13 protein-coding genes and 3 pseudogenes are annotated in these 14,641 nt (G+C 43.1%); 12 read left to right on the forward strand and 4 right to left on the reverse strand.

All coding sequences use genetic code 11. From position 1 onward, the window contains the following. Nucleotides 1–8: 8 nt before the first annotated feature. The 8 genes and pseudogenes from AC0L66_RS09615 (at nucleotide 9) to uspE (ending at nucleotide 6,894) form a co-directional block, all read left to right on the forward strand. Complete coding sequence (locus AC0L66_RS09615; protein WP_265672851.1) at nucleotides 9–182, forward strand: cbb3-type cytochrome oxidase subunit 3; 174 nt, start codon at nucleotides 9–11, stop codon at nucleotides 180–182. After that, nucleotides 182–1,156 carry a cytochrome-c oxidase, cbb3-type subunit III gene (ccoP, locus tag AC0L66_RS09620; RefSeq protein ID WP_265672850.1) on the forward strand — a complete coding sequence of 325 codons (975 nt, stop codon included), beginning with the start codon at nucleotides 182–184 and terminating at the stop codon, nucleotides 1,154–1,156. Before AC0L66_RS09615 ends, ccoP begins: the two co-directional genes overlap by 1 nt. 89 nt (nucleotides 1,157–1,245) lie before the next feature. After that, nucleotides 1,246–1,721, forward strand: a pseudogene (locus AC0L66_RS09625) (FixH family protein). Between the two features lie 2 nt (nucleotides 1,722–1,723). Beyond that, nucleotides 1,724–4,108, forward strand: coding sequence for a heavy metal translocating P-type ATPase (locus AC0L66_RS09630; RefSeq protein WP_473567085.1), 2,385 nt, complete (start codon nucleotides 1,724–1,726; stop codon nucleotides 4,106–4,108). A 1-nt stretch (nucleotide 4,109) separates the two neighbouring features. Beyond that, the gene (gene ccoS / locus AC0L66_RS09635; protein WP_265672847.1) at nucleotides 4,110–4,301 is read left to right on the forward strand and encodes a cbb3-type cytochrome oxidase assembly protein CcoS; all 192 of its coding nucleotides are present in this window, start codon (nucleotides 4,110–4,112) and stop codon (nucleotides 4,299–4,301) included. Next, the gene (locus tag AC0L66_RS09640; RefSeq protein WP_265672846.1) at nucleotides 4,291–4,965 is read left to right on the forward strand and encodes a sulfite exporter TauE/SafE family protein; all 675 of its coding nucleotides are present in this window, start codon (nucleotides 4,291–4,293) and stop codon (nucleotides 4,963–4,965) included. The genes ccoS and AC0L66_RS09640 overlap by 11 nt, the downstream gene beginning before the upstream one ends. A 91-nt stretch (nucleotides 4,966–5,056) precedes the next feature. Beyond that, nucleotides 5,057–5,797 carry an FNR family transcription factor gene (locus tag AC0L66_RS09645; protein ID WP_473567087.1) on the forward strand — a complete coding sequence of 247 codons (741 nt, stop codon included), beginning with the start codon at nucleotides 5,057–5,059 and terminating at the stop codon, nucleotides 5,795–5,797. Between the two features lie 153 nt (nucleotides 5,798–5,950). Then, nucleotides 5,951–6,894, forward strand: a pseudogene (uspE, locus tag AC0L66_RS09650) (universal stress protein UspE). Nucleotides 6,895–7,014: 120 nt separating this feature from the next. Here the strand turns inward: uspE and ttcA are convergent. The 4 genes from ttcA to AC0L66_RS09670 form a co-directional block, all read right to left on the reverse strand. After that, on the reverse strand, nucleotides 7,015–7,908 hold the full coding sequence (gene ttcA / locus AC0L66_RS09655) for a tRNA 2-thiocytidine(32) synthetase TtcA (protein WP_265677074.1): 894 nt from the start codon (nucleotides 7,906–7,908) through the stop codon (nucleotides 7,015–7,017). A gap of 178 nt (nucleotides 7,909–8,086) precedes the next feature. Further along, nucleotides 8,087–8,746 carry a DUF2987 domain-containing protein gene (locus AC0L66_RS09660; RefSeq protein WP_265677073.1) on the reverse strand — a complete coding sequence of 220 codons (660 nt, stop codon included), beginning with the start codon at nucleotides 8,744–8,746 and terminating at the stop codon, nucleotides 8,087–8,089. Nucleotides 8,747–8,750: 4 nt separating this feature from the next. Further along, nucleotides 8,751–9,551 (reverse strand): glucosaminidase domain-containing protein, encoded by an 801-nt coding sequence (locus AC0L66_RS09665; RefSeq protein ID WP_265677072.1) that lies wholly within the window; start codon nucleotides 9,549–9,551, stop codon nucleotides 8,751–8,753. Further along, nucleotides 9,544–10,395, reverse strand: coding sequence for a DUF2189 domain-containing protein (locus AC0L66_RS09670; protein ID WP_473567089.1), 852 nt, complete (start codon nucleotides 10,393–10,395; stop codon nucleotides 9,544–9,546). Before AC0L66_RS09670 ends, AC0L66_RS09665 begins: the two co-directional genes overlap by 8 nt. Before the next feature lie 335 nt (nucleotides 10,396–10,730). Between AC0L66_RS09670 and potA the strand changes: the two genes are divergently transcribed. The 4 genes and pseudogenes from potA (at nucleotide 10,731) to AC0L66_RS09690 (ending at nucleotide 14,585) form a co-directional block, all read left to right on the forward strand. Continuing rightward, nucleotides 10,731–11,846: a spermidine/putrescine ABC transporter ATP-binding protein PotA gene (potA, locus tag AC0L66_RS09675; protein ID WP_473567091.1), complete on the forward strand. Its 1,116-nt coding sequence runs from the start codon at nucleotides 10,731–10,733 to the stop codon at nucleotides 11,844–11,846. Next, complete coding sequence (gene potB / locus AC0L66_RS09680; RefSeq protein WP_265677069.1) at nucleotides 11,830–12,687, forward strand: spermidine/putrescine ABC transporter permease PotB; 858 nt, start codon at nucleotides 11,830–11,832, stop codon at nucleotides 12,685–12,687. The genes potA and potB overlap by 17 nt, the downstream gene beginning before the upstream one ends. Continuing rightward, nucleotides 12,687–13,457 carry a spermidine/putrescine ABC transporter permease PotC gene (gene potC, locus AC0L66_RS09685; RefSeq protein WP_265677068.1) on the forward strand — a complete coding sequence of 257 codons (771 nt, stop codon included), beginning with the start codon at nucleotides 12,687–12,689 and terminating at the stop codon, nucleotides 13,455–13,457. Before potB ends, potC begins: the two co-directional genes overlap by 1 nt. Nucleotides 13,458–13,551: 94 nt before the next feature. After that, a pseudogene (locus AC0L66_RS09690) lies at nucleotides 13,552–14,585 on the forward strand (extracellular solute-binding protein). The last annotated feature ends 56 nt before the right edge of the window (nucleotides 14,586–14,641 follow it).

Genomic DNA, 14,641 nt, shown 5'->3' on the forward strand with positions numbered 1-14,641 from the left:
AGGAAATTATGGATATCGGTACTATTCACAGTATTTGGACCGTAGTTTTGTTTGGTTGTTTTATTGGTATTGTTTGGTGGGCTTACGGTAAAAATCGTAAAAGTCGGTTTGATGAAGCAGCAAACCTAGTATTTGCTGATGAACAACCAACTACCTCCGAAAAAGAAGGAGTGATTAAATAATGACTACATTTTGGAGTCTATTCATTATTGTCATCACTATCGGTACGTTGCTTGGTTGCGCCGCCCTACTCATTTGGTGTCTACGTGACAAAATGGGCGTAGAAGAAGGTGCAGACATGGGTCACGAATACGATGGTATTCGTGAGCTAAACAACCCGCTACCGAAATGGTGGACATACCTGTTCATTGGTACATTTGTTTTTTCTGCGATTTACTTGGCACTCTACCCAGGTCTAGGTAACTTCAAAGGTCTTTTAGGCTGGACAAGTTCAGACCAAACTGTGCAGTCAATTGAAGAATCGAGATCATCGGTTGCCGCATCAACAGCAAATAAGCAGTTGGATCAGTATGCGAAAGAGCTTGGTGATGCAGAAACCTACTTCGGTGAAGCATTTAACCGTTTAGCAAAAACATCTGATGGTGGTCTACGCCCTATTCCGGAGATTGCAGCAGATAGCGAAGCGATTAAGGTTGGTCAGCGTTTATACTTGCAAAACTGTTCTCAGTGTCATGGTTCTTCGGCTCGTGGTCAGAAAGGTTTCCCTAACCTAACCGACAACGCGTGGTTGTATGGCGGAGAGCCGCAGGCTATCGTTACCACCATAATGCATGGTCGTATTGGTCAGATGCCGGGCTGGAAAGACGCATTAGGCGAAGACGGTGTTCGCGAAGTAGTTAGCTATACTCTCAGCTTATCTGGGCGTAAAGTAAATGCTCGTGAAGCGGAAGCGGGTAAATCACGCTTTGTCGTCTGTGCAGCGTGTCATGGTACTGATGGTAAGGGTAACCCTGCTGTTGGTGCACCAGACTTAACCGACCAAGATTGGTTATTTGGTGACTCACGTGCAGACGTAACTGAAACTGTTATGAACGGTCGTTCAGGCGTAATGCCAGCGTGGAAAGACATTTTAGGTGAAGAAAAAGTTCAACTTGTTTCTGCCTATGTCTGGAGCCTAAGCAATTCTGAAAAATAAGTAACATTTCAATAACAGCCCCTTGTAAGGGGCTGTCTTTTCTAGATAATTTATAACCTCTTTCTTAGTCAGCTGTTGAGAACTTTTTTATGGTAAAGCCTTGGTATAAACAATTCTGGCCGTGGTTTCTAATCGCGCTGCCACTCTCTGTTGTTGTTGGTACGCTATACGTGGTACTGATTTTTCCCAAAACTCTGTAGACCTAGTCGCTGAGGATTACTATAAGAAAGGCAAAGGGATAAATGTCGATATTACTAAAGTCAATGTCGCCCGCGACCTCAAACTAAACGCTTCAATCTCTTCTGATAAAAACGTCGTTATTATCGCTTTCGAAAAGGGGGAGTTGGACCACTTTCCTGCTTTAACCACCACGTTTACACATCGCACTTTACCCGACCAAGACTTTGAAAAACTATTAACGGCAGATGCTAAAGGTATCTACCGATTAACCTTAGATCATGATATGCAGGGCCCTTGGTTTGTTGAACTACAGCCACACGATAAAGCGTGGATGATTCAAGGCCGTGTTACCTTCCCTTCCTCTGAACCAGTATTAATAGACTAACTATGTGTAAATCGTGTTATCACTGCGGTGAAGAAGTACCAGTCAACACGAATTTTTGCGTACACATTCTCGAAGAAGACCGAGACATGTGCTGCCCCGGCTGTGAGAGTGTGGCGCAAACCATCGTTGATAGTGGCTTGGTGTCGTATTACCAATACCGTACCGCACCAGCGGAAAAAGCCGACTTGGTACCTGAACAATTAAAAGCGCTCATTCATTACGACAATGAAGACATACAGGGCGAGTTTGTTCGTAGCCAAGAAAATGAAAAAGAAGTCACCCTCTCTATCGAAGGTGTTTCATGTGCCGCGTGCGCGTGGCTTATAGAAAAACGAATGGCGACTGAACCTGGCATGATGTCCATTCGTGTCAACACCACCACCAATCGTGCACTTTTGAAATGGGATAGTACCCAATCCAAACTCAGTACGCTTTTATCTGCAATCCATGAATTAGGCTACAAAGCCGCGCCATTCGAGGCGGATAAACAAGAAGCCGCGTATCACCAAACAATGAAGCAGTACCTCTATCGCCTTGGCATCGCCGGATTAGCGACCATGCAAGTCATGATGTTGGCAGTGGCACTGTATTTAGAAGTATTCGGTAGTTTAGAGCCAGAGTTTAAAAGTTACTTCCGATGGGTGAGCTTAATATTTGCGACACCTGTTTTACTGTATTCAGCGTTACCTTTTTATTTGAATGCTTGGCGAAGCATAAAAGGAAGAACGCTGGGAATGGATGTTCCCGTTTCCATTGCGCTTATTTTTGCTTATGTCGCAAGTTTAGTCGCAACAGTAACCGAACAAGGCGAAGTGTTTTTTGAATCCATTTCAATGTTCACTTTCTTTTTGCTGGTTGGTCGATACCTCGAGATGCGCGCACGACGCAAAGCCGCAGCAGCCAGTGGCAACCTTCTCAAACTCATTCCCGCTATTGCAATAAAGCTCGATGGCGAGCAAATCCCAGTTAAATCATTGCAAGTCGGTGACCAAGTCCGTGTTTTGCCAGGAGAGCATATTCCAGCCGATGGTCTTGTTTTGAAAGGTCGAATCCACGTCGATGAATCGATGCTTACAGGTGAATCTTTACCTGTTGTCAAACATCAGCACGATACGGTGTATGCAGGCACTTTAAACGGTGACGAAGCGTTTGATCTTGAAGTTCGCAGCAGCAAAGCAGATTCAATGATTTCAAGTATTGTGCGATTACAAGATGAAGCGCAGCTAAGCAAACCTAAAATTGCTGAAATAGCGGACATCGTCGCAAGATACTTTGTCGCGATTATTCTTGTTATTGCCGCGCTCACTTGGTTTTACTGGCATCAAAGTAAGCCTGACGATGCGTTCTGGATAATGTTGTCCGTCCTTGTCGCAACCTGCCCTTGTGCATTATCTCTTGCTACACCCACGGCAATTACGTGTTCAAGTTCTAGGATGGGCTCGCTAGGTATCTTGTCTCGCCGTGGCCATGTTTTTGAAACCTTGTGTAAAGTGAATCACCTGATTGTTGATAAAACAGGAACGCTTACGCATGGCGATATTGAAATTTCAAAGACCATCTTATTTGCAGACTATTCTGAAGCCGTTGTCCTTTCATTAGCGGCATCGTTGGAGAGCCATGCTAATCACCCCATTGCCCGCGCCTTTAAGGTTTATAACGACAAAGTACCTTCTTGTGGGACAGATACACAAGTAAGCCAAGTCGAAAATGTCATTGGATCAGGGCTGACGGGACAGTGGAATAACACGCAGATAAAAATCGGTAACGCTCAGTTTGTTTTAGGGCAAGCAGACGACGCCCAAAATACCGTTTACTTGTCGATAGATGGTCAACATATTGCCAGCTTTAATTACCGGGATCCGATCCGAAAAGAAGCCAAAGATTTCATTGAGAAAATGCATGTGGCGGGTATAAAAACCACGCTTCTTATCGGTGATACGTTAACTAATGCAGAGCCTGTTGCAGAAGAAATTGGTATCACTTCTATTGTGGCGAGTGCGTCCCCGAGTGACAAACTAGCGTTCTTAAATTCTGTGGATGCTAATGATGTTACCTTAATGATTGGTGATGGCATTAACGATGCCCCTACTCTTGCAGGTGCCCACCTCTCTGTTGCTATGGGTGGTGGTACCGATGTCGCTAAAGCGTCTGCTGATTTAGTGTTATTAAGCGATCGTTTAGACCGATTGTTAGCCGCGCGTAAGCTGGCGATTCAAACAAGAAAAATTATTAGAGAGAATTTGGCGTGGTCTTTGGGATATAATCTATTGATCCTTCCTCTTGCCGTAGCTGGACTGGTCGCGCCATATATTGCTGTTGTCGGTATGTCAGCAAGTTCGATTATCGTTGTCTCTAATTCGCTACGCTTACTAAAAGAAGACCAATAGTATGGAAAGTCTGTATATATTAATCCCTATCGCTATCGTACTTGTCTGTGTGGCGGTAGGCATTTTTCTTTGGGCAGTCAAAAGCGAACAGTTTGAAGACCTGGAGCGTCAAGGGCATAACATTCTGTTTGATGAAGACGTCACAACAGAAAAACAACCGAACAAAAAAGAAGAAGACCAGCGTGACACTTGATCTTTTAGGGGCTTTTACTATTGGGCTATTAGGTGCAGGCCACTGTATGGGAATGTGCGGTGGTATAGCGTCATTGTTATCTATTGGGCAACCGCATAAAACCCCTACCTTACTCATCATAAACTACAATCTTGGTCGATTGATTAGCTACGTAATGATAGGTAGTGTGGTTGGTGGAATGATTGCAGGGATTGCAACGTTATCTCAATTTAACCACGCGCTTTCATTTTTACGAATTCTCGCGGCACTATTCATGATCTTACTCGCGCTCTATGTTGGGCGTTGGTGGAATGGCTTGTTGAAAGTGGAAAAATTGGGACAACTATTATGGAAGAGTATTTCACCTCTAGCGAACAAGCTCCTTCCTCTTAAACATTCAAGCTACGCGATCCCGTTTGGTTTTCTTTGGGGATGGCTTCCATGTGGACTCGTTTATTCAACGCTTACCTGGGCTGCTGTCTCTGGAAGTGCCTTTGGGGGCGGTATGACTATGCTTGCATTTGGTTTGGGCACTCTGCCCGCCATGCTGCTAGTTGGCAGTAGCGCCGCTAAACTACAATCCCTGCAAAATTCAGTTAAATTTCGCAATATAGCCGCACTTTCTATACTGATATATGGTTTATATACAGGTTACGATGCGGTGACTATTTTTAACGCAAACTAATAGATGATTGTTTTATCATTGATTTTTTAGCTACCCTTTAGAGGTAAGGAATGATAAAATATTGATGTACATCAAATAGTGATAGGTTGTTATGATTTCTGAAAAACCTGCAGCAAAACGAATTCAGTCAGGTGGCTGTGCCATCCATTGTCAAGATTGTAGTATTAGTCAACTGTGCATCCCGTTCACTTTGAACGAAGCAGAGCTGGATCAACTTGATCAAATTATTGAACGTAAAAAACCCATCCAAAAGGGTCAAGAGCTGTTTAAAGCTGGCGATGAACTAAAGTCTCTTTACGCGATTCGCTCTGGAACCATTAAAAGTTACACCATTACAGAGCAAGGTGATGAACAGATTACTGCGTTTCATCTAGCAGGCGACCTCGTCGGATTTGATGCGATCACTGACGATGAGCATCCAAGTTTTGCTCAAGCACTAGAAACATCAATGGTATGTGAAATACCGTATGAAATCTTAGACGACCTTTCAGGCAAAATGCCGAAGTTGCGTCAACAAATCATGCGTTTGATGTCGAATGAAATTAAAGGTGACCAAGAGATGATTCTCTTGTTGTCAAAGAAAAATGCGGAAGAACGTCTAGCCGCGTTTCTTTATAATTTATCCACTCGCTTTTCTCAGCGCGGCTTCAGCCCACGAGAATTTCGCCTGACTATGACTCGTGGCGACATTGGTAATTATCTGGGATTAACAGTAGAAACGATCAGTCGTCTACTTGGTCGCTTTCAGAAATCAGAAGTCCTGAGTGTGAAAGGTAAGTACATCACCATTATCGACCATGATGCGTTGATGGAAATGGTAGAGTGTATCTAAAGAGTAGTCTTTGGCTTACTTTATTGCTTACTTAGTGGCTCTTTGATGAGCCACTTCAAATTTCTCCCCCTAACCCCTTACTTTCTCTAAAAAGATTCTCCTAAGTGCGCTAAAGTTAAGTGAACGAAGTTACCATTTTGGTAAGGAGACTCTATGAGCATATACAATAACATTCTCGTCGTTGCTAATTTAAATAGCGAAGAGCAACCTGCTCTTGTTCGTGCTGTACAGCTTGCAAAGAAAAGCCGCTCAAGAAGTCGGATATCATTTTTCTCTCCATTTATGATTTCTCTTATGACATGACATCAATGCTTTCTCATGATGAAAGAGACGCCATGCGCCGTGGTGTTATTCAACAGCGTGAAGAATGGATGAAAACACTTGCTGAACCGTTTACTGATGACAGTTTCGATTTGGAAATCAAAGTCGTTTGGCACAATCGCCCTTACGTCGCTATCATCGAAAAAGTATTTGAAGATAGCCACGACATTGTTATCAAGGCGACGCGTAAACATGACATATTAGAATCCGTCATTTTCACCCCTACCGATTGGCACCTTATTAGAAAATGCCCAGCCCCGGTGCTATTAGTGAAAAACTCAGATTGGCCAGCCAACGCTAATATTGTGGCTTCCGTTCATGTTGGTTCTGAAAATCCAACACACATTGATCTTAATGATTGCATGATTCAACAACTTGACAGCTTGACGGAGCGTTTAGGCGCAACAGGTTACCTTGTTAATTCCTATCCGGTAACACCCGCAAATATCACGATAGAATTGCCAGAGTTTGACCCTGCAACTTACACAGATGCAGTAAGAGGTCACCACCTCACTGCGATGAAAGCGCTGCGTCAGAAACATGGATATGCCGAAGAGCAAACCATTGTGGAGCAAGGGTTACCTGAAGATATCATTCCTGAAGTGGCAAAAAAACTCGACGCGGCAATGGTTATCTTGGGTACAACGGGGCGTACAGGGCTGTCTGCTGTTTTTATCGGCAATACTGCGGAACATGTCATCGATAAAATTAATAGTGACGTGCTCGCACTTAAACCTGATGGCTATATCAGTCCATTAGCACCAAATGAAGAGTAAGTAAGCTATTGGGTTAAGGACCATCAATCCAGCAGGCCGTTAGCAAAAAGCCCCACTCGTGGGGCTTTTTTAATACTTTGTAAAGGGCGGTTCGCAAGCGAATGAGTTTGAGATCACGTGTTAGATATTCGCCACGTTGATAAACATCGACTCATCAATGTTTGACGATGAAATTTCAGCTTCGTTAAATCCGTATTGAGCTCGCTCTCCTTCCCTATCAATTGGCAGGTTTTCGAAATCAAATAAATCTTTATCCGCTAATTGGCTTGGGCTGACATTCTGAATCGACTTGAAAATCTTTTCTACTCGACCCGGTGTTTTCTTATCCCAATCAATCAGCATTGCTTTAATGCTCTGGCGTTGCAAATTTTCTTGCGAGCCACAAAGATTACATGGAATAATTGGGAATTCTTTATGTTCAGCATACTGAATTAAGTCAGTCTCACGACAATAGGTCAGCGGACGAATGACCACATTGCGACCGTCATCAGAACGAAGTTTAGGCGGCATAGCCTTTAAACGTGCTCCGTGGAACATATTTAAAAACATCGTTTCCACAATATCGTCTAGGTGATGACCAAGTGCAATTTTAGTCGCGCCAATTTTTTCTGCAAACGAATACAGAGTGCCACGACGCAAGCGTGAGCATAAACCGCAGGTTGTTTTACCTTCTGGAATTTTCTCTTTCACGACGGAGTAGGTATCTTTATCAACGATGTAATAAGGAATATTTAGCGTTTCAAAGTACTCAGGCAAAATGTGCTCTGGAAAGCCAGGTTGTTTTTGGTCTAGATTCACCGCCACAACATCAAAGTGAATCGGGGCCGCTTCTTTCAATCGTAGTAAGATATCAAGCATCGCAAATGAGTCTTTACCACCACTGATACATGCCATTACCACATCATTCTCTTCAATCATGTTGTAATCTATGATGGCATTACCAACATTTCTCCTAAGACGTTTTTGGAGTTTGTTGAATTCAAGTGTGTCTTTTCTGGTATCTTTTTGATTCATTGCAATTTCTCATACTACCGACTAGTTCGACGGTCATTGGCCGCCGGATGCGTTATAGGGCGCGGATTATACTTTGTTTTACAGAGTGTGAAAACAAGCAAAGCAATAGTAAATCTATCACTCGCCTGTTTTATCGGTTAATTAGCGACATCGGTGAGTTTCTGGCTCACCAATGCGGTTAATTTGCACTAGGAATGTAGGGTAATACTCGACTGGTTTTAGAAGGAAGCTGCATGAATCCGTTTTTGCCTATTTCTTCAAGCAAGACCTGAGCTTTACCGTTAGAAATTTCAATAAAATCGCCACCGGATAGCTCAATACGTCCATTTTCCTGTTCAGCAAACTCTAACGTGAGCCCAGTGACATCAGCGGTAAACCACCCAGAAAACATGCCACCAAGGTCTGCAAGCATCGTCTGCATTTGCGGCAGAAGGTTCGCAACATCTTGATAAGACACCTTTCCGGATAGCGGTTCTTTAGTCATCACGACCATAGAAAAGTCACATTGTTTCATGGGCGGTGTGTGTATGTAGACTAACGGGTTCGCCTGCTTTAAGTTACCATCTAATGGAACCAGCAACTCGTTATATTCACTGGTTTTTAATTCTTCGTACTTTTCCTCTTTCTCCATCCAAGCTTTTTCAATATTACACAATTGTTGGCTTTGGGCGTCGACAAAGAAGAATCCGACTTTAACGTCCTCATGCCCTTCTTTGATATTGTTCTTCATTTGAGAATAGAGTTTAGAATAAGTAAAACGATATTCTTGCGCTGTTGCTGGCATGGCTAATACGCCCGCGAACAGACCAAGTAAGGCTAAATTGGCTACTTTTTTCATAGTGTTATTTTGATGTCCAGAATTCTTCATTATGGCGAATCATCGCTTGTAAGTCTTTGACGTATGCCTCACCGCGCTCAGAGTAGCGAAGCAAGCCATTTGTCATCGCCAATGCGGACACTTCCGTTAATGGTGATGCTCCGCTCTCTCGTAATTGTTTGCGTATCGCTCGCAGATCACTGTAAGCATTGTTTCTATTCACATTCATAAAGTAACCATGAATAGATTGCTGAGGAGAAGAAAACTTCGCAACCTCATGAGTTTTTCCTTCTCCGCGCTGAAGGGGCACGAGACCACACCCGTTGCTATAACACCATTGACCAAAGTAGTTGTTGGCTTCTTTTGCAAAGCGAGATGTTCCCCATGCAGATTCGTTTGCCGCTTGGGTTAACACCAGTGATTCTGGTAACACGTCGACGCGTTGTAGAATTTGCTCTACCCACTCGTAGGTCACCTCTTTCGGCTCTAAATTGTATAATCGCCCTATTCGCTTTGCGGTTTCGATTTGTTCATACGTAAGCGACTGCTCGTCAAGTGCCTGTTGCAATTGCAAAATTCGCTTACGTTCTTTGACTATCCGGGCATTTTCAATAGCTACACCCGGTCTTAAGTAATCGAAAAACGTTTGTTTCTTTTCTGTAATATCCGTAATGGCGCCGATGTCAGGTGGTGAGTCAGAGATTGGCGTGAGTGCAGTGTCTGAAACATCATTGCCGTCGTAACTTTCATTTTCTTGATTAAGATACCAAAAAGTACTACCCGACAGCAGCACAGCCGCTGCCACTAACTTATGCGACTTACGCATCGAAAACCTCTGGATTTTTGTTAGGTTTATCGTTGTCATTGCTATGATCGTTGTCGCGTGGTGGTCGCCCCTGACCGCCATCGCTATCATCGTCTTGATTCGCTGTTATTTGAAGTTTAATACCAAACATTTCTCGATATATAATACCTTTCACGTGGAAGAAAAACGGCAAAACAAAAATTAACCCTACGCCGTAGAACATGGCGCCGACGATAAACATCAACATCATTAACGTATAGATACCCGCGAGAACAAAAATTTTCTTATTTACTGCACGCAACGAGAGCAAAAGCGATTGCATTGGTGGAATGCGTTTTTCACAAATAAGTAAAATTGACTGACTAAACGCAAGTGACAAATACATAGAGATAAACGGCAACATCATCCCAACCACACCCTGCAATACAAGGCTTGCTAACGTTGCAATAATGACTGGTACGGTAAATTGCAAACCCTTTGCGATATGACGAGACTTCGTGGTTAACCCACAGGCGTGGCTCATCGCCATTAACGATACACTAGCGTAAAACGGGGCACTGACGACTTCGTAACTGAAGTTGGCAACGAAAATAGCTTGAAAAATTCGCTCATCAAGCAACGATGGATCCTGGAAGGCTTGTAAGATAAGCCCGGGGTCACCAAGCTGAAGTTTTAACGCGACATAAAAGATACCTAGCTGAACAAAAATAAGCGCAATGATCGCCGGAGAAAACGACATGAAGTGCTTCATGGTTTGCTTCCATGCCTCTTGAAATATGTCGTAAGCTTTCAGTTCATACTGACCCGATACCGCTCGCTCAATACTGCCACCTAAATTGAAGTCTCTTTCAAAATCATTTTTCATAGTTTTTCCATGTCACACTTAAGAGTGCGAACGTCTATTTTTCCGTTAAAAAGGCTGCGCCATTATAGCGGCATCACGCAATGATTATCACGCTAATAAGCTTGATTTATTATCTTTTTGGATAATAATTAACCACTTGATAAGGTGAAATTTTCATCTTGAAGCTTTCTGAAACAAGTATGGTAAATAATGTTTAGTTTTACCTGCGAAATTTTTTTTGTTTCAAGATAAAAAGTGCTTTGATTTCACCCCATTGGTGATTATGATGCGCGCCTTAATCGTGTATCGCAACAGGCCATGAAAAACCAAACGGCCAAGGTGGAGATAAGCAGACATTGAACGCTAAACAATCAGTAGGAACACCAGTCGTACAGCTATCTGGTGTAAGTAAAAGTTTCGATGGTAAGGAAATCATCGCAAATCTAGACTTAAACGTTAATCATGGTGAGTTTCTCACTATCTTAGGTCCTTCAGGTTGCGGTAAAACAACCGTACTTCGAATGATTGCAGGCTTTGAAACTGTAGATAGCGGTTCTATTAGTCTTGCAGACCAAGATGTCACCGAAGTTCCTGCTGAGCAAAGGCATGTCAATACCGTCTTCCAAAGCTACGCCCTATTCCCACACATGACGGTATTTGAGAACGTCGCGTTTGGCCTGCGGATGCAAAAAGTTCCGAGTGCAGAGATTGAACCACGAGTAACAGAAGCGCTCAAAATGGTTCGATTGGAAAAAATGGCGCAGCGTAAGCCTCATCAACTTTCAGGTGGTCAGCAACAACGTATCGCGATTGCGCGAGCTGTGGTGAACAAGCCTAAAGTATTACTACTCGACGAATCGTTATCAGCGCTTGATTACAAACTACGCAAGCAAATGCAAATTGAGCTTAAACAATTACAACGTCAGCTAGGGATTACCTTTATCTTCGTTACACACGACCAAGAAGAAGCGCTATCCATGTCTGACCGTATCATTGTTATGCGCGACGGTGTGATAGAGCAAGACGGGTCACCACGCGAAATTTACGAAGAGCCTAAAAACTTGTTCGTTGCGCGCTTTATCGGTGAGATTAATGTCTTTAATGCGACCGTCAATCAACGTATTGATGACAAACGCATTCAAGCAATAATTGAAGGCCAAGAATGCATTGTTTATCACGATCAGCCTTGTGTAGACGGTGAGAAATTACAAGTATTACTTCGCCCAGAAGACTTAAGAATTGAAGAAATTAAAGAGTCTGAAACCAAAGGTATTGTTGGCCACGTTGCTGAACGTACCTACAAAGGTATGACGCTTGATTCAGTAGTAGAACTTGAATCTGGAATGCGCGTAATGGTTAGTGAATTCTTCAATGAAGATGATCCTGATGTTGACCATTCTTTGGGTCAAAAAGTTGCCGTTACTTGGGTTGAAAGCTGGGAAGTGGTATTAAAAGATGAGCAAGAAATTTAATTTACAAAATGCCATCATCACATTAATCGTTGGCTGGTTAGTACTGTTTGTATTGATCCCAAATGTGATGATCATTGGCACAAGCTTTTTAACTCGAGACGAAGCTAATCTCATTGAGATGACGTTTACGCTTAACAACTACGCCCGTCTGTTGGACCCTTTGTACGCCAAAGTGGTACTGCATTCGTTCTATATGGCGATCGTTGCGACCTTAATTTGCCTTGTTATTGGCTATCCGTTTGCCTATATCGTTGCAAAGATGCCAGAAAAGTGGCGCCCTTTTATGCTGTTCCTCGTCATTGTACCGTTTTGGACTAACTCTCTAATTCGAACTTATGGCTTGAAAATTGTCCTAGGAACTCAGGGCATATTGAATAAAGGGCTACTGGCACTCGATATTATTGATAAGCCACTCCGTATTATGTATACGGAAACAGCCGTCATGATCGGCTTAGTCTATATTTTGCTGCCTTTTATGATTCTCCCACTCTACTCTGCACTAGAGAAGTTGGATCATACTTACATAGAAGCGGCGAAAGATTTAGGTGCGAGTAAATGGCAAACTATTACCAAAGTAATTTTGCCGCTAACGATGCCAGGTATTATTGGTGGGTGTTTGTTGGTGCTATTGCCAGCACTAGGCATGTTCTATATTGCCGATTTGCTTGGTGGAGCGAAAAACCTACTCATTGGTAACGTGATTAAGAGCCAGATTCTCAACGCAAGGGATTGGCCATTTGGTGCCGCAACCAGTATTGCTTTAACAACCGCTATGGCTGTGATGCTCTATGCCTACTATCGAGCAGGTAAATTATTAAACCGTAAAGTGGAGCTCGAATAATGGGTCGCACTGCTAAATTTGGTTTCATGACATTAGTTTATGCATTTTTGTACTTACCAATCATTGTCTTGATTGCTAACTCCTTTAATGCCAATAAATTCGGTATGAAATGGGGTGGTCTCACCACGAAGTGGTATCACGCACTATTCAATAACGACAGCCTTATGCAAGCGGCTTGGCATTCGATTAATGTCGCCGTGTTTTCCGCGACGGCAGCAACGTTAATTGGCAGTTTGACTGCAGTGGCGTTGTTTCGCTACCAATTTAAAGGTAAGCAAGCGGTTAGCGGACTATTGTTTATTGTTATGATGTCTCCTGACATTGTGATGGCTATTTCATTGCTCGCTATTTTCTTGGTAATGGGTGTTCAACTTGGTTTCTTGACCCTGCTGGTTGCGCATATTACGTTTTGTTTGCCGTTTGTTGTTGTCACCGTTTATAGCCGCTTAAAAGGCTTCGATGTCAAAATGTTAGAAGCGGCAAAAGATCTTGGTGCAAGTGAATGGACAATCCTAAAGCAGATTATTCTCCCACTGGCTAAGCCTGCAGTGGCTGGCGGTTGGTTGCTAAGTTTTACATTATCTCTTGACGATGTCATTGTGAGCTCGTTTGTTACTGGGCCGACTTACGAAATTTTACCGCTGAAGATCTACTCTATGGTTAAGGTGGGTATTTCTCCGGAGGTCAATGCCCTAGCAACTATCATGTTGATTGTGTCACTGGCTTTAGTCATGACTTCGCAGTTTCTCGCACGCGAAAAAATTAAGTAACGGTCGTCAAATTTAAAAGTGAGAGCAGAGTGACGCCGTCACTCTGCTTTTTTATCTATGCCATTATGGCAGCGTTTGTTTGGAGCTTACGTCAATGAAAAAATGGGCTACTTTATTAGCTGGTAGTGCATGTGCACTTTCTCTTGCATCAGGCATGGTTAGTGCAAAAGAGCAACAATTAGTCTTCATGAACTGGGGACCGTACATCAACAGTAACATCCTCGAGCAGTTCACTGAAGAAACCGAGTATAAAGGTCATCTATTCGACTTATGAGTCTAATGAGACACTTTATGCTAAGTTGAAGACACATAATAAAGGTTATGATCTTGTCGTTCCGTCTACTTACTTCGTCGCGAAAATGCGCGATGAAGGGATGCTACAAAAAATCGATAAGAGCAAACTTAGTAACTTCGGTAACCTTGATAGCAATTATCTAGATAAACCGTATGACCCAAATAACGATTATTCGATTCCTCATGTTGTCGCGATTACTCAGCCTTGCCGTAAATACCGATATGTATGATCCCAATGACTTTACTAGCTGGGCAGATTTATGGAAACCAGAACTAGAAGGTCAGTTAATGATGATGGATGATACCCGCGAGGTGTTCCATATCGCTTTGCGTAAACTGGGTTACTCGGGCAACACAACGGATCAAGCCCAGATTGATGAGGCATACGCTGAACTTCAAAAACTAATGCCAAATGTACTGGTATTTAACTCTGACAATCCTGGGTCACCGTATATGTCTGGCGAAGTCGGCTTGGGCATGTTATGGAACGGGTCTGCAGCCGCGGCTCAGAAAGAAGGCGTGCCTTTACAGCTTGTTTTCCCGAAAGAAGGCGGTATTGGTTGGGTTGACAACTTTGCTATCAGTTCAGGTGCAACTAACATAGAAGCGGCTCACAAGATGATTGATTTCTTACTGCGCCCTGATATTGCAGAACAAATCTCCAATGACACCGGTTACTTAACGGCAGTCAAGGCGTCAAACGACAAGTTCAAGCATGAACCAGCCCTATTCCCTTCTCAGGAAGATTTAGACCGAGTTGAGTGGCAAGATTCAGTTGGTGATAAAACGGTCGCTTACGAAGATTATTTCATGAAGCTAAAAGCTGGGCAGTAGTTTACCTACATCCTTAACTAAAGGTGGCATCAGCCACCTTTTTTATTAATAGATCC

It is taken from the genome of Vibrio sp. GJ43-1, from assembly GCF_055808835.1.

What these genes read in the sequence shown, in the direction of transcription:
- AC0L66_RS09615 (WP_265672851.1), top strand. Translation starts at nt 9, where the DNA reads ATGGATATCGGTACTATTCACAGTATTTGGACCGTAGTTTTGTTTGGT.
- ccoP (WP_265672850.1), top strand. Translation starts at nt 182, where the DNA reads ATGACTACATTTTGGAGTCTATTCATTATTGTCATCACTATCGGTACG.
- AC0L66_RS09630 (WP_473567085.1), top strand. Translation starts at nt 1,724, where the DNA reads ATGTGTAAATCGTGTTATCACTGCGGTGAAGAAGTACCAGTCAACACG.
- ccoS (WP_265672847.1), top strand. Translation starts at nt 4,110, where the DNA reads ATGGAAAGTCTGTATATATTAATCCCTATCGCTATCGTACTTGTCTGT.
- AC0L66_RS09645 (WP_473567087.1), top strand. Translation starts at nt 5,057, where the DNA reads ATGATTTCTGAAAAACCTGCAGCAAAACGAATTCAGTCAGGTGGCTGT.
- ttcA (WP_265677074.1), bottom strand. Translation starts at nt 7,908, where the DNA reads ATGAATCAAAAAGATACCAGAAAAGACACACTTGAATTCAACAAACTC.
- AC0L66_RS09660 (WP_265677073.1), bottom strand. Translation starts at nt 8,746, where the DNA reads ATGAAAAAAGTAGCCAATTTAGCCTTACTTGGTCTGTTCGCGGGCGTA.
- AC0L66_RS09665 (WP_265677072.1), bottom strand. Translation starts at nt 9,551, where the DNA reads ATGCGTAAGTCGCATAAGTTAGTGGCAGCGGCTGTGCTGCTGTCGGGT.
- AC0L66_RS09670 (WP_473567089.1), bottom strand. Translation starts at nt 10,395, where the DNA reads ATGAAAAATGATTTTGAAAGAGACTTCAATTTAGGTGGCAGTATTGAG.
- potB (WP_265677069.1), top strand. Translation starts at nt 11,830, where the DNA reads ATGAGCAAGAAATTTAATTTACAAAATGCCATCATCACATTAATCGTT.
- potC (WP_265677068.1), top strand. Translation starts at nt 12,687, where the DNA reads ATGGGTCGCACTGCTAAATTTGGTTTCATGACATTAGTTTATGCATTT.